Origin of the sequence: Methylibium sp. Pch-M, assembly GCF_004136295.1 — a bacterium.
Taxonomy (GTDB): Bacteria; Pseudomonadota; Gammaproteobacteria; order Burkholderiales; family Burkholderiaceae_C; genus Methylibium; species Methylibium petroleiphilum.
Genome location: NZ_CP029606.1, coordinates 3,658,450 through 3,671,867, shown reverse-complemented (window position 1 = coordinate 3,671,867; position 13,418 = coordinate 3,658,450). Strand labels below are relative to the sequence as shown.

Annotated in this window: 13 protein-coding genes; 6 read left to right on the top strand and 7 right to left on the bottom strand. The window is 71.7% G+C overall.

Annotated elements, in window-relative coordinates:
- The first annotated feature begins 14 nt into the window (after positions 1-14).
- Positions 15-836 (top strand): ferritin-like domain-containing protein, encoded by an 822-nt coding sequence (locus tag C1M51_RS17640; RefSeq protein WP_129451837.1) that lies wholly within the window; start codon positions 15-17, stop codon positions 834-836.
- Positions 837-842: 6 nt separating this feature from the next.
- Here the strand turns inward: C1M51_RS17640 and C1M51_RS17635 are convergent, their stop codons facing one another.
- The 4 genes from C1M51_RS17635 to C1M51_RS17620 form a co-directional block, all read right to left on the bottom strand.
- Positions 843-1,445, bottom strand: a complete 603-nt coding sequence (locus tag C1M51_RS17635) for a MarC family protein (protein ID WP_011829615.1) — start codon at positions 1,443-1,445, stop codon at positions 843-845.
- Between the two features lie 25 nt (positions 1,446-1,470).
- Positions 1,471-2,184, bottom strand: coding sequence for a phosphatase PAP2 family protein (locus C1M51_RS17630; protein WP_129451835.1), 714 nt, complete (start codon positions 2,182-2,184; stop codon positions 1,471-1,473).
- 37 nt (positions 2,185-2,221) lie between these two features.
- Positions 2,222-3,142, bottom strand: coding sequence for a site-specific tyrosine recombinase XerD (gene xerD / locus C1M51_RS17625; protein WP_129451833.1), 921 nt, complete (start codon positions 3,140-3,142; stop codon positions 2,222-2,224).
- Positions 3,143-3,288: 146 nt separating this feature from the next.
- A complete protein-coding gene (locus tag C1M51_RS17620; protein ID WP_129452260.1) occupies positions 3,289-4,203 on the bottom strand; it encodes a tripartite tricarboxylate transporter substrate binding protein BugE in 915 nt (304 codons plus the stop codon).
- A gap of 191 nt (positions 4,204-4,394) precedes the next feature.
- Here C1M51_RS17620 and C1M51_RS17615 point away from each other — a divergent pair, with 191 nt between their 5' ends.
- Positions 4,395-5,297: an AEC family transporter gene (locus C1M51_RS17615; RefSeq protein WP_011829619.1), complete on the top strand. Its 903-nt coding sequence runs from the start codon at positions 4,395-4,397 to the stop codon at positions 5,295-5,297.
- Between the two features lie 29 nt (positions 5,298-5,326).
- On the opposite strand, the gene queG is transcribed toward C1M51_RS17615, so the two are convergent.
- Positions 5,327-6,376: a tRNA epoxyqueuosine(34) reductase QueG gene (gene queG / locus C1M51_RS17610; RefSeq protein WP_207207849.1), complete on the bottom strand. Its 1,050-nt coding sequence runs from the start codon at positions 6,374-6,376 to the stop codon at positions 5,327-5,329.
- 33 nt (positions 6,377-6,409) lie between these two features.
- Here queG and tsaE point away from each other — a divergent pair, with 33 nt between their 5' ends.
- A complete protein-coding gene (gene tsaE, locus C1M51_RS17605; protein ID WP_129451831.1) occupies positions 6,410-6,880 on the top strand; it encodes a tRNA (adenosine(37)-N6)-threonylcarbamoyltransferase complex ATPase subunit type 1 TsaE in 471 nt (156 codons plus the stop codon).
- Positions 6,877-8,241 carry an N-acetylmuramoyl-L-alanine amidase gene (locus tag C1M51_RS17600; RefSeq protein ID WP_129451829.1) on the top strand — a complete coding sequence of 455 codons (1,365 nt, stop codon included), beginning with the start codon at positions 6,877-6,879 and terminating at the stop codon, positions 8,239-8,241. The genes tsaE and C1M51_RS17600 overlap by 4 nt, the downstream gene beginning before the upstream one ends.
- A 22-nt stretch (positions 8,242-8,263) precedes the next feature.
- On the opposite strand, the gene C1M51_RS17595 is transcribed toward C1M51_RS17600, so the two are convergent.
- Both C1M51_RS17595 and C1M51_RS17590 read right to left on the bottom strand, forming a co-directional pair.
- Positions 8,264-8,920: a DedA family protein gene (locus tag C1M51_RS17595; protein ID WP_129451827.1), complete on the bottom strand. Its 657-nt coding sequence runs from the start codon at positions 8,918-8,920 to the stop codon at positions 8,264-8,266.
- Positions 8,921-8,961: 41 nt separating this feature from the next.
- Positions 8,962-10,596: a cation:proton antiporter gene (locus tag C1M51_RS17590; RefSeq protein WP_129451825.1), complete on the bottom strand. Its 1,635-nt coding sequence runs from the start codon at positions 10,594-10,596 to the stop codon at positions 8,962-8,964.
- Between the two features lie 87 nt (positions 10,597-10,683).
- On the opposite strand from C1M51_RS17590, the gene mutL reads away from it, so the two are divergent.
- Both mutL and C1M51_RS17580 read left to right on the top strand, forming a co-directional pair.
- Positions 10,684-12,501, top strand: a complete 1,818-nt coding sequence (gene mutL / locus C1M51_RS17585) for a DNA mismatch repair endonuclease MutL (RefSeq protein ID WP_129451823.1) — start codon at positions 10,684-10,686, stop codon at positions 12,499-12,501.
- Positions 12,502-12,531: 30 nt separating this feature from the next.
- Entirely contained in the window at positions 12,532-13,416 is an 885-nt protein-coding gene (locus C1M51_RS17580; protein WP_207207775.1) for an alpha/beta hydrolase, read from the top strand.
- Positions 13,417-13,418: the final 2 nt, after the last annotated feature.

Genomic DNA, 13,418 nt, shown 5'->3' with positions numbered 1-13,418 from the left:
TGATAATTTTACGGATGCATCCCGACCTGCCCCGCGCCGGCGAGCCGGCCCTTGAACTGCGAAGCCAAGCGCTGACGCTGCTGCAGGAATGCGATCCACTGGCCAAGGCTTCCGCGGCACGCGCACTGCTGGCCCGGCGCGATGCGCTGGCGCTCGACACCGAGGCCACGCTCCAGCCCGCGGGTCCCCTGCCCGGCCGGCCCGCGCGGCCGGTGCTGCTGCCGGCACTGCGAGTGCCGCAACGCTCGATGGCCAGCCCCGAGGGCCGTGCCGCCCTGCTGCACGCCATCGCGCACATCGAGTTCAACGCGATCAACCTCGCGCTCGACGCCCTCTGGCGCTTCCCGGGCCTGCCGGCGGCCTACTACCGCGACTGGCTGCAGGTCGCCGGCGAGGAGGCCCTGCACTTCTCGCTGCTGCGCGAGCACCTGGTGAGCCTGGGCCACGACTACGGCGACTTCCCCGCCCACGACGGCCTGTGGATCATGACCGAGCGCACCGCCCACGATCCCATCGCCCGCATGGCGCTGGTGCCGCGCACGCTGGAGGCCCGCGGGCTCGACGCCACCCCGCCGCTGCAGCGCAAGTTCGCCGCAGCCGGCGACGCGCGCGCGGTGGAGATCCTCGCGATCATCCTGCGCGACGAGATCGGCCACGTCGCGATCGGCAACCGCTGGTACCGCTGGCTGTGCGACCGCGAAGGGCTGGACCCGGTGGCGCTCTACCCCGAACTCGCGGCGCGCTACGAGGCGCCGCGCCCGCGTCCGCCCTTCAACCTGGCGGCCCGCACAGCGGCGGGCTTCAGCGCCGAGGAGCTGGCCTACCTGAGCGGATGAGGCAGCTCAAAGGCTGTCAAAGAAGTAGCGCTTCAACCCCGCGAGGATCATCTCCACCGCCACCGCGGTCAGCACCAGGCCCATCAGCTTCTCGATCGCCGACACCATCGAGTGTCCGAGCAGCTTGCGGATGCGGTCGGCCGCCAGCATCACCGCGCCGCACACCAGCATCGCCGCGCTGACCGCACCCACCCATTGCATCAGCTGCTGCGGCTGCCGCGAGGCCAGCAGCAGCACCGTGGCCATCGCCGACGGCCCGGCCAGCAGCGGCACCGCGAGCGGGAAGATGAAGGGCTCGCGCGCCCCCCCGTCGGACGCGTAGATCTGCGAGCCCGAGGTGAAGATCATGCGGATCGCGATGATCAGCAGGATCACGCCGCCGGCCACCTCGAGCGAGCGCTCCGACAGGTGCATCAGGTTCAGAAAGCCCTGCCCCGCGAACATGAAGGCCAGCAGCACGCAGAAGGCGATCAGCACCTCTCGCACCGCCACGCGGGTGCGCCGCTCGGGCGGCACGCCCTTCAGCACCGAGATGAAGATCGGCAGGCTGCCGAAGGGGTCGAGCACCAGCAGCAGCAGGACGAAGGCGGAGACGAAGCTGTGATCCATGGCCCGATTGTCCCAGGCCCGCGCCTCAGGTCTCGCCCGTGCGCGGCGCCGGGGCACCCGCCGCAGGGCGGACGAGCGGCCGGTGCGCCAGCGAGCGCAGACCCAGCCAGCCGACCAGCCCGCCCAGCGCGCTGCCGGCCAGCATGTCCAGCGCCACGTGCTGCCGGATCGCCAGCGTGGCGTACAGGATGCCCACGCACCAGAGCGCGTTCAGGCCGCGCATCACCAGGCCGGCCGAGGTCTGGCGGAACACGCGCTCGAACCACACCGCGGTGTACACCGCGAACGCCGCGTGCAGCGACGGGCAGGCGTTGCCGGCCACGTCGGCCGATTTCAGGAAGGCCACCGCCTCATGGCGGGCCCAGTCGATGTCGAACTCGGGCACCTTGCTCGGCCAGAACCAGAAGATCGCCAGCCCGACCAGGCTCAGCAGCAGCGCCGACAGCGCATAGGTGCGCACCTCGCGCGCGTCGTCCAGCAGCGCCGGGGCGATCGACACGTAGAACCACAGCGACGCGTACAGCGGCAGCGCGGCGGGCTGGAAGTCCACCCAGTCGTCCATCGCGATCAGCGGCATCGTCGTGATCGCCTGCGGCGTGTGCCGCATCACCCAGAAGTAGGCGATGAAGAACAGCGTGATGCCGAGCGTGGTGCCCGCCATCTTCACCAGGCTCAGCACGCGGGTGCGCCGGCGCAGTTCGTGCAGCCAGCCGACGGGAGGCAGGAGGCGGTGCTTCAAGGCCCCGATGGTAGTCGGCCGCTCCTGCGGCCCGTGTTCAGCCGCGCGGGTGGTGCTGTGCGTGCAACTGCTTGAGACGCTCGCGCGCCACGTGCGTGTAGATGGTCGTGGTGGAGATGTCGGCATGGCCCAGCAGCATCTGCACCGCACGCAGGTCGGCGCCGTGGTTGAGCAGGTGCGTGGCGAAGGCATGCCGCAGCGTGTGCGGCGACAGTGGCACCTGGATGCCGGCGGCGCCCGCATGCCGCTTGATCAGCTGCCAGAACGCCTGCCGCGTCATCGGGCCGCCGCGTGCGGTGACGAACAGCGCGTCGCTCGCCTGGCCGCCCAGGATGGCCGCGCGCGCCTCGGCCAGGTAGCGCATCAGCCAGCCGTGCGCCTCCTCGCCGAACGGCACCAGCCGCTCCTTGCTGCCCTTGCCGGTGACGCGTAGGGCCGCCTCCGAATACCCCACGTTCACGCTCTTCAGCATGACCAGTTCGCTGACGCGCAGGCCACTGGCGTACAGGATCTCCAGCATCGCCCGGTCGCGCAGGCCGAGCGGCGTGTCGACGTCCGGCGCCTCCAGCAACGCCTCCACCTGGGCCTCGCTCAGGGTCTTGGGCAACCGCAGCGGCTGCTTTGCGGCCAGCAGCTTCAGGGTCGGATCGACGCTCAGTCGGTGCTCGCGCAGCGCCCAGCGGAAATAGCGCTTGAAGACGGTGAGCCGGCGGTTCGCACTGGTCGCACGCGTGCCGGCGTGCCGCTCCAGCGCGTAGGCACGCAGGTCGGCCTCGCCGCTGCCGTCGAGCGGCTTGCCGCTGGCGTGGCCCAGCCAGCGCGCATACAGCGTCAGGTCGCGCCGGTAGGCGGCCAGGGTGTTGTCCGACAGCCCGTCCTCGACCCACAGCGCCTCGAGAAAGGCGTCGATCGCCGCGGCACTGGCGGCAGGCAGAGGTGGCGGCTCGTCGTCAGGCATCCGCCTCAGTGTGCCCAAAAACTGGACCACCCCCTGGACTCACGCGCCCGGCAGACCCCAGCAGACGCCGTGGCTCCGGCTCCGCCGGGCCACCAGCGTCGCCCCCTGGAGGGGGAGCGGCGCAGCCGCAACGGGGGTGGGCAACCTCAATCGAGTTTCAGCTTCTGCTGCTCGACCACCTTCTTGTAGACCTCGAACTCGGCCTGCGTCTGGGCGGTGAACTGCTCCGGCGTGTTCGCCACGATCAGCGAACCGGTGTCCTCGATGCGCTTGCGCACCGACGGGTCCTCGAGCGTCTTCTTGGTCGCGGCGGCGATCTTGTCGACCACGTCCCGCGGCATGCCCTTGGGTCCGTGGAAGCCGTAGTAGGCCATGCGGTTCACCGGCTCCAGGCCCACCTCCTTGAAGGTCGGCACGTTCGGCAGCACCGCCAGGCGCTCGGGCGCGGCCACCACGATCGCGATCAGCCGGCCGTCCTTGATGAAGGGCAGCGCCGACGGCAGGTTGTCGAAGATCATCGGCACCTGGCCCGCCACCGTGTCGTTGAGCGCCGGGCCGGCGCCGCGGTACGGGATGTGAGTCACGAAAGTGCCCGACAGGCTCTTGTACAGCTCCATCTGCAGGTGGCCGATGCCGCCGGTGCCCGAGCTCGCAAAGCTGTACTTGCCCGGGCTCTTCTTCAGTTCGGCGAGAAAGCCCTTGTAGTCGCGGGCCGGAAAGCTGGGGTGCACCGCGATGACGTTCGGTGTCGCCGCGATGTTGATGATCGACGTGAAGTCGGTCAGCGGGTTGTACGGCGTCTTCGGGTTGATGGCCGGGTTGGATGCCGTGGTGGACACCGTGGCCATGCCGATCGTGTAGCCGTCCGGCGCCGCCTTGGTGATCTCGCTGGCACCGATGATGCCGCCACCGCCGGCCTTGTTCTCGACCACCACGGTCTGCCCGAGCGGGCCGTTCATCTTCTCGGCCACGACACGGGCCACGATGTCGGTGGTGCCGCCCGGCGCGAACGGCACGATCAGCCGCACCGGCTTGCTCGGGTAGGCCTGGGCGAACACCATCGTGACCGGGGCGAGGGCCGCCAGCACCCCGCAGGCGGCCACCACGACGCGACGCGAACTCGAAACCATTGAGCGCTCCTGGAAGAAATGGGCAATGCGGTCGACTGTGCCCCCACGATTTGCCAGCGCCGATTGTGGAAACCCCTCACAGGGTCAACCGTTACCCTAGGAGCCCCTGCCCCGGTTCCGACATGCGCGACATCCTGCTCCTGCTGCCCGACTTCCTGCTGATCGTGGTCGGCTTCCTCGTCTGCCGCTACACCACGCTGAACCGCCCGATCTGGGAATCGATGGAGAAGCTGGTCTACCACCTGCTCTTCCCGGTGCTGCTGTTCACATCGATCGTTCGCAACCCGCTGAATCCGGCCGATGCCGCCTCGCTCGCGCTCGGTGGCGTGGCCACGGTGGTGCTGGGCATGGGGCTGGCCTACGCGCTGGGTCGCTGGCCTGGGGTCGACCCGATGTTGCACGCTTCCGGGGCGCAGACGGCGTTCCGCTTCAACTCCTATGTGGCGCTGGCGATGGCCGAGCGCCTGGGCGGTGCGGCCGGCGTGGCCCAGATGGCCGTGCTGGTGGCGGTGTGCGTGCCGCTGTGCAACGCTGGCGCGGTGCTGCCGCTGGCGCGCCACGGCGGCCACCACCTCGGCCGCGAGCTGATGCGCAACCCGCTGATCCTCAGCACCTTGGGCGGCCTGGTGGCGAACCTGCTGGGGCTGCAGTTTCCCGATGCGGTCGGCACCACCCTGCAGCGGATCGGCAGCGCGGCGCTGCCGCTGGGCCTGATGGCGGTCGGCGCCGGCCTGCAACTGGGCGGGCTGACGATCGCACCGAAACTGGCCACCGCGCTGTTGACGATCCGCCATGCACTGCTGCCGGCCTTCGCGCTCGGCTTCGGCCTGTGGCGGCAATTGCCGCCGCTGGAACTGACGGTGCTGGTGGCCTTCGCTGCAATGCCCACCGCGTCGAGCGCCTACGTGCTGGCGGTGCGCATGGGCGGCCACGGCCCCTTCGTCGCCGGGCTGGTGACCGTGTCGACGCTGCTCGGCATGGTCACGCTGCCGGCGTGGATCGCGCTGCGGCTCGCGGTGGGCTGAGTCCGCCCGCGCACCGGCTGCGAAGCCGCTCAGGCGCGCTGCGCCAGTGCCCAGTCGATGTGCTCGCGCAGCAGCTCGCTCGCACCATCACGCGCCACCTGCAGCGCCTGCGCGACCGCCGGGTCGCCCTGCTCGCGCCAGGCGTTGCCGAGGGCCACCGCGAGGTTGCGCTGCCAGCGCGCGTGGCCGATGCGGCGGATCGCGCTGCCCTCGGTGCGCTTCAGGAACTCGGCCTCGGACCAGGCCCACAGCCCCAGCAGCGTCGGCGCCTCGAAGACCTCGCGGGTGTCGAAGTCGGGCAGCACGGCGCGCGTGGCGTACTTGTTCCAGGGGCATACCAGCTGGCAGTCGTCGCAGCCATAGATGCGGTTGCCCATGGGCGCGCGGAGCTCGACGGGGATCGGCCCGTCGTGCTCGATCGTGAGGTAGGAGATGCAGCGCCGCGCGTCGACGCGCCGCTCGGCCACGATCGCCTGCGTCGGGCACACGTCGAGGCAGGCACGGCAGCTGCCGCAGTGCGCGTCCACCGGCTTGGTGAGCGGCAGCGCGAGGTCGACATAGATCTCGCCCAGGAAGAACATCGACCCGGCCTCGCGCGACAGCGCCAGCGTGTGCTTGCCGCGCCAGCCGATGCCGCTGCGCGAGGCCAGCTCCACCTCCAGCACCGGCGCCGAGTCGGTGAACACGCGGTGCCCGAACGGGCCCAGTTGCTCACCCAGCCGATCGGCCAGTGTCTGCAGCCGCGCGCGCAGCACCTTGTGGTAGTCACGGCCCCGGGCGTAGAGCGACACGGTCGCCGCCTCGGGCCGGCGCAGGCGCTCGAACTCGATCGCCTGCCAGCCCTCGGGCAGCGCGGCCGGCAGGTAGTCCATGCGCGCGGTGATCACGCGCACCGTGCCCGGCACCAGCTCGCCGGGCCGCGCGCGCTTCAGGCCGTGCCGCGCCATGTAGTGCATGCTGCCGTGGAAGCCCTGCGCCAGCCAGGCCAGCAGGCCGGGCTCGGCACTGCGCAGGTCCACGTCGGCCACACCGATCTGTGAAAATCCGAGCTCGCGCGCCTCACGGCGCAGCCCGGCCATCACGGCCTGCTCGTCCGGGACGCCCTGCGTTCGATGCATCCGCCGATTCTAGAAACCCGACACGAACACTGGCCCGACGAGGACGCCTGCGCGGCACGCGCGTCCGCCCTGGCCGCCCATGCCGCACTGTGCGACGCCTTCATCGAGCTGCAGGGGCCGCTCGGCGCCGGCAAGACCACCTTCACCCGCCACCTGCTGCGCGCGCTGGGCGTCACGGGCCGCGTGAAGAGCCCGAGCTATGCCGTGGTCGAACCCTACGAACTCGCCACCGGGCCCGCCTGGCATTTCGACTTCTACCGTTTCGGTGACGAGCGCGAGTGGGAGGACGCCGGCTTTCGCGACATCTTCGCGGGCCCGGGCCTCAAGCTCGTGGAGTGGGCGCAGAACGCCGGCGAAACCCTGCCCGTGCCCGACCTGCGCGTGGAACTTGCGCCGCTGGAGGGCGACCAACGCGCCGTGACCCTGATGGCCTACACCGAGCGCGGCCGGGAGCTGCTGCGATGAAACCCTCCCGACGCCGACTGCTGCAACGCGCCGGCTCGGTCGTGCTGCTGCTCGGCACGCGCGAGCTGGCCTTCGGTGCCAGCATCGTCGCAGTGCGCGTGTGGCCGGCAGCCGACTACACCCGCGTGACCATCGAGTCCGACACCGCGCTCGCCGCGAAGCACTTCATGGCCGAGAACCCGCAGCGCGTGGTGATCGACGTCGAGGGCCTCGAACTCAGCCCCGAGCTGCGCGAGGTGGTCGGCAAGGTGAAGGCCGGCGACCCCTTCATCTCCGGGGTGCGCGTCGGCCAGAACCAGCCGCGCGTGGTGCGGCTGGTGATCGACCTGAAGCAGCCCACCGCGCCGCAGGTCTTCACGCTCGATCCGGTGGCCGCCTACCGGCACCGGCTGGTGTTCGACCTCTACCCGACCGCCGAGCGCGACCCGCTGCTCGCGCTGGTGCAGGAGAAGGTCTACGCCGACCGCGCCGCCGCCGAGCCCTCGGACCGCGCCGCCTCGGCGGTGAACGACGCACTGGGCGACTTCATCGGCCAGATGGGCGGGCACGGCAACAAGCCCGCCGCCAGCGCCACCGGGCCGCTGCCGGTGCCGCCGGTGGCCGGCAGCGAGCCTCCCTCGGCGGGCGCCGCAGCGGCCAAGCGCATCGCCGAGCGGCTGGTGATCGTCGCGCTCGATCCCGGCCACGGCGGCGAGGACCCCGGCGCCATCGGCCCGACCGGCCTGCGCGAGAAGGACGTGGTGCTGCAGGTGGCGCAGCGCCTGCGCGCCCGCATCAACGAGCAACCCAACATGCGCGCGATGATGACGCGCGACGCCGACTTCTTCGTGCCTCTCAACGAGCGCGTGCGCAAGGCGCGCCGGGTGCAGGCCGACCTGTTCATCTCCATCCACGCCGACGCCTTCATCAAGCCGCATGCGCGCGGCGCCTCGGTGTTCGCGCTCAGCGAGCGCGGCGCCACCAGCGTGGAGGCGCGCTGGATGGCGCAGAAGGAGAACGCCGCCGACCTGGTGGGCGGCACCAACATCAAGAGCAAGGATGCTGCCGTCACGCGCGCCCTGCTCGACATGAGCACCAGCGTGCAGATCCGCGACAGCCTGCGGCTCGGCAGCGAGGTGCTGGGCCGCATCGGCCAGGTCGGCCGGCTGCACAAGCCGCGCGTCGAGCAGGCCGGCTTCGCGGTGCTGAAGGCCCCCGACGTGCCGTCCATCCTGGTGGAGACCGCCTTCATCTCCAACCCCGAGGAGGAGAAGCGCCTGCGCGACCCCGCCTACCAGACCCAGCTGGTGGAGGCGCTGCTGAGCGGCATCCTGCGCTACTTCGCGAAGAACCCGCCGCTGGCGCGCAACCGCTCCATGTAGCGCGGCGCGGCGCGGGGCCGGCTCAGACCGTCTGCGCCTTGCCCTCGCCGCGGCTGGCGCGCCAGGCGCCGAACAGCGCCACCACGCCGGGGATGATGATCATGGCCCAGATGATCTTGCTGAGGTTCTGCTGCACCCACGGGATGTTGCCGAACCAGTAGCCGGCCAGCACCAGGCCGCAGACCCACAGCACCGCCCCCAGCACGTTGTAGGCGGTGAACTTGCCGCGGCTCATCGCGGCCACGCCGGCCACGAAGGGCGCGAAGGTGCGGATGAACGGCATGAAGCGCGCCAGCACGATGGTGATGCCGCCGTAGCGTTCGTAGAACGCGTGGGCCTGGTCGAAGGCGCGCTTGTTGAAGAAGCGCGAACTCTCCCACTGGAACACCTTCGGTCCGAAATAGCGCCCGATCGAGTAGTTGGTCTGGTCGCCCAGCACCGCGGCCACCAGCAGCAGCCCCATCGCCAGCGGCAGGCTCATCAGCCCGGCGCCGCACAGCGTGCCCACCACGAACAGCAGCGAGTCGCCGGGCAGGAAGGGCATCACCACGACGCCGGTCTCGACGAACACGATCAGGAACAGCAGCGCGTAGACCCAGGCCCCGTAGGCCTGCACGAAGGCCGCGAGGTGCACGTCGACGCGCAGGATGAAGTCGATCAGGTAGGCAATGAATTCCATGGGACGCGATTATCCGGGGCGACCGTGACGGCGGCGGCGGCTCACAGCCGCGCGCGGATGGCGCGGGCGATCTGCTCGGTCTGCTCGTCCAGTGCGTCGACCACGAACTCGGCGCCGAAGTCGCGCAGCCAGGCGGCCTCGGCGTCGTTCATCGCCGCGCCGACGATCTCCACGCGCGGATTGAGCTGGCGTGCCGCGCGGCAGACCTGCATCTTCTCGACCAGCGGCATGTCGGCCACCACCAGCATGTGCGCCTGGCCCAGGCCGGCGGCGGCCAGCACGTCGGGGCGCCCGGGGTCGCCGTAGACCTGGGCCACACCCGACGGCAGGCCCTCGAGCGCCTCGCTCGCCTCGTGTTGCACCACGCACAGCGGGATGCCGGCCGCAGCGCAGCGCTGCACCACGCGCCGCCCGAGCGAGCGGTAGCCGGCCAGCACCACCGCCGCACCCGGCGCGTCCGGCGCATAGGAGGAGGCGAGCGGCACCTCCTCCTCCGGTGTGCCGCTGCGCTCCTTCGGCAGCCAGTGCTCGACCAAGCGGAACAGCACCGGGTTGAGCGCGATCGAGACGATGGCTGCCACCACCAGCACGTCCAGCGCCTCCTTGGGGATCACGCCCAGGCTCAACCCCAGGCTCGCCAGGATGAAGGAGAACTCGCCGATCTGCGCCAGCCCCACGCCCACCGTCGCGGCGGTGCGCCAGTCGGAGCGCAGCAGCAGCACGATCACCACCGCCACCAGCGGCTTGAGCAGCAGCACGACCCCCAGCGCGGTGAGCACGAGCGCCGGCTGCTGCACCACCAGGTTCGGGTTGAACAGCATCCCCACCGACACGAAGAACAGCGCGGTGAAGACGTCGCGGAACGGCGCCATGTCGGCCGCCGCCTGCGGCCCGAAGCGCGACTGCCCGACCACCAGCCCGGCGAAGAAGGCCCCGAGCGCGACCGACACGTGGAACAGCTCCGACGCCAGCACCGCGACGCCCAGCGCCACCACGAACACCGTGAGCGTGAACAGCTCGGCCGAGCGCGCGCCCGCCACGCGCTCCAGCAGCCGGCCCACCACGCGGGTGCCGACCAGCATGACGATCGCCACGAAGGCGGCCACCTTGGCCATCGCCAGCAGCAGCGCGCTGCCCAGGCTCTGCGCATCGGAGGAATCGCTCGCCAGCACCGGCAGCACCACCAGCGCCGCGACGGTGAACAGGTCCTCGACGATCAGCCAGCCCACCGCCACATGGCCGTCGCGCGAGCTCAGGCGGTCGCGCTCGACCAGCATGCGCATCAGCACCACGGTGCTCGCCACCGCCAGCGACATGCCGAACACCGCGCCGGCCGCATGCGACCAGCCGAAGGCGCGCGCCGCGGCCCAGCCGGCCACGCCAGCCACCAGGCTCTGCGCCACCGCACCGGGCACCGCGAGGCGCCACACGCGCAGCAGTTCCTGCGGATGGAAGTGCTGCCCCACGCCGAACATCAGCAGGATCACGCCGATCTCCGACAGCTGCGAGGCCAGCGACTGGTCGGCCACGAAGCCTGGCGTGTTGGGGCCCACCACGATGCCCGCCAGCATGTAGCCGACCAGCGTCGACAGGCCGAGCCGGCGCGTCAGCGTGCCCAGCAGCAGGGCGAAGGCCAGCCCGCCGGCCAGCGTGACGATCAGCGTGAGGTCGTGCATGCGCGAGAGGAAGTCGAGGGTCGATCGAGGCGGTGCCCGTGACCATAACAGGCCGACACCCGATTTCGCGCTTCTACAATCTTCTCGATGAATGCCGTGTTGTCCCCGGCCGGCCCGCGCCGGCAGATCCGTGAGCTGCCCGACGAACTGGTGAGCCAGATCGCCGCCGGCGAAGTGGTCGAGCGGCCGGCCTCGGTGGTGCGCGAGCTGGTCGACAACGCCCTCGACGCCGGCGCCCGCGAGATCGTCGTCAAGCTGATGGCCGGCGGCGTGCGCGCCATCCTGGTGGAGGACGACGGCATCGGCATCCCCGCCGGCGAGCTGCCGCTGGCGCTCAAGCGCCACGCGACCAGCAAGATCGCCTCGCTCGACGAGCTGGAGAACGTGTCGACGATGGGCTTTCGCGGCGAGGCGCTGGCCGCCATCGCCGCGGTGTCGGAGCTGTCGATCGCCAGCCGCCACGCCGACGCCCCCCATGCGCAGCGCCTCGACGCCCGCTCCGGCGAGCTGGTGCCCGCCGCGCGCGGCGTGGGCACCAGCGTGGAGGTGCGCGAGCTGTTCTTCAGCACGCCGGCACGCCGCAAGTTCCTGAAGACCGACGCCACCGAGCTGGCCCACTGCCTGGAGGCGGTGCGCCGCCACGCGCTGGCGCGGCCCGACGTGGGCTTCGCGGTCTGGCACGAGGGCAAGCTGCTGGCACAGTGGCGCCGCGCGCCGCTCGAGCAGCGCATCCGCGATGCGCTGGGCGAAGACTTCATCGCGCACAGCCGCGAGGTCACGGCCCAGCCCACCGGCCTGCGCATCAGCGGCCGCATCGGCCTGCCCGATGCGGCGCGCGCCCGGGCCGACGAGCAGTACGTCTACGTCAACGGCCGCCACGTGCGCGACCGGCTCATCTCGCACGGCCTGCGCACCGCCTACGCCGACGTGCTGCACGGCGGGCGCCAGCCGAGCTACGTGCTGTTCATCGAGATCGCGCCCTCGCGGGTCGACGTGAACGTGCACCCGACCAAGATCGAGGTGCGCTTCCGCGACGGCCGCGAGGTGCACCAGGCGGTGCGCCATGCCGCCGAGGACGCGCTGGCGCTGCCGCGTGCCGACGAGACCCGTCCCGCGCTGTTCGAGCCCACCCGGCCGGCCGTGTGGAGCCCGCTGGCCGAGCAGGCCGGGCTGGGCCTGGGCGCAGGCGTCAGCGAGCGCCGACCGGCCTGGCCCGCACCGAGCGGCGAATCGGTCGACCTGCTGCTGCACCTCGATCCGGCGCCGGACGGTGGCGCGCCGTCCCCGACAGTGCCGCCTCCGACGCTGCAGGGCGGTGACGACTGGCCGCTCGGCCGCGCGCTGGCTCAGCTGGGCGGCGTGTACATCCTGGCCGAGAACCGCGACGGCCTGGTCATCGTCGACATGCACGCCGCGCACGAGCGCGTGGTCTACGAGCGGCTCAAGGCCGGCCTGGCCGGCGCGCGCATCGAATCGCAGCCGCTGCTGATCCCCGCCATCTTCCCGGCCACCGCCGCCGAGGTGGCCACCGCCGAGGCGCAGGTGGAGACGCTGGCGCGGCTCGGCCTCGACCTCACGGTGCTGTCGTCCAGCGTGCTCGCGCTGCGCTCGCACCCGGCCGCGCTGGCCGGCGGCGACATGGTGGCGCTGGCGCGGTCGGTGCTGGCCGAACTGGCGCGCTACGACGCCAGCCACGCGATCGAGCGTGCGCAGCACGAACTGCTGTCCAGCATGGCCTGCCACGGCGCGGTGCGCGCCAACCGGCGCCTCAGCGTCGAAGAGATGAACGCGCTGCTGCGCGACATGGAGCGCACCGAGCGCGCCGACCAGTGCAACCACGGCCGCCCCACCTGGCGCCAGCTCACGCTGAAGGAGCTGGACCAGCGCTTCCTGCGCGGCCGCTGAACTTCTGCGCGGCGCGGCGCTCTGTCGCCCATGCCCGCACTGCCCCGCTCCGCACGCCGCCCCGGCACCGCGCCCGCCCTCGTTGCCCTGCTGCTCGGCCTGGCGCTGCTGACGGCCGGCTGCGCCTCGCTCGACACCCAGCAGCGCCGCTGGATCTTCCAGCCCGCCGCGTCGCCCTGGGCCGGCGGCGTGACCGCCGCCGAGGGCATGGACGACGTGTGGATCGACTTCGACTCCGCCGCGAGCGGCCGGCTGGTGCGGCTGCACGGCCTGTGGCATCCGCGTCCCGACGGCGCGCAGGCCGGTGCGCCGGTGCTGCTCTACCTGCACGGCGCGCGCTGGGACGTGACCGGCAGCGCCCGCCGCGTGCGGCGCATGCAGGAGCTGGGCTTCAACGTGCTGGCGATCGATTACCGCGGCTTCGGCCGCAGCGCGCCGGGCGAGCTGCCGTCCGAGCAGATGGCCTACGAGGACGCCCGCGCCGCCTGGGACTGGCTCGCCGCGCGGCACCCGGGCGCGCCGCGCTACATCTTCGGCCATTCGCTGGGCGGCGCGATCGCGATCGACCTGGCCGCCCAGGTGCCCGACGAGACCGGGCTGATCGTCGAGGGCAGCTTCACCTCGGTGCGCGACGTGTTCTCGCAGATGCGCTGGGGCTGGCTGCCGCTGGGCCCGCTGATCACGCAGCGCTTCGATGCCCAGGCCAAGGTGGCCCGTGTCGGCTCGCCGCTGCTGGTGGTGCACGGCAGCGAGGACCGGCTGATCCCGCCCGCGCTCGGCAAGGCGCTGTACGAGCGCGCCGCGTCGCCCAAGCGCTGGCTGCTGGTGGAGGGCGGCTCGCACCACAACACCAACGCCGTCGGCCAGGGCGCCTACCGCGAGGCGCTGCGCGAGCTGTTCGGGCTGGCCTCCTGAGC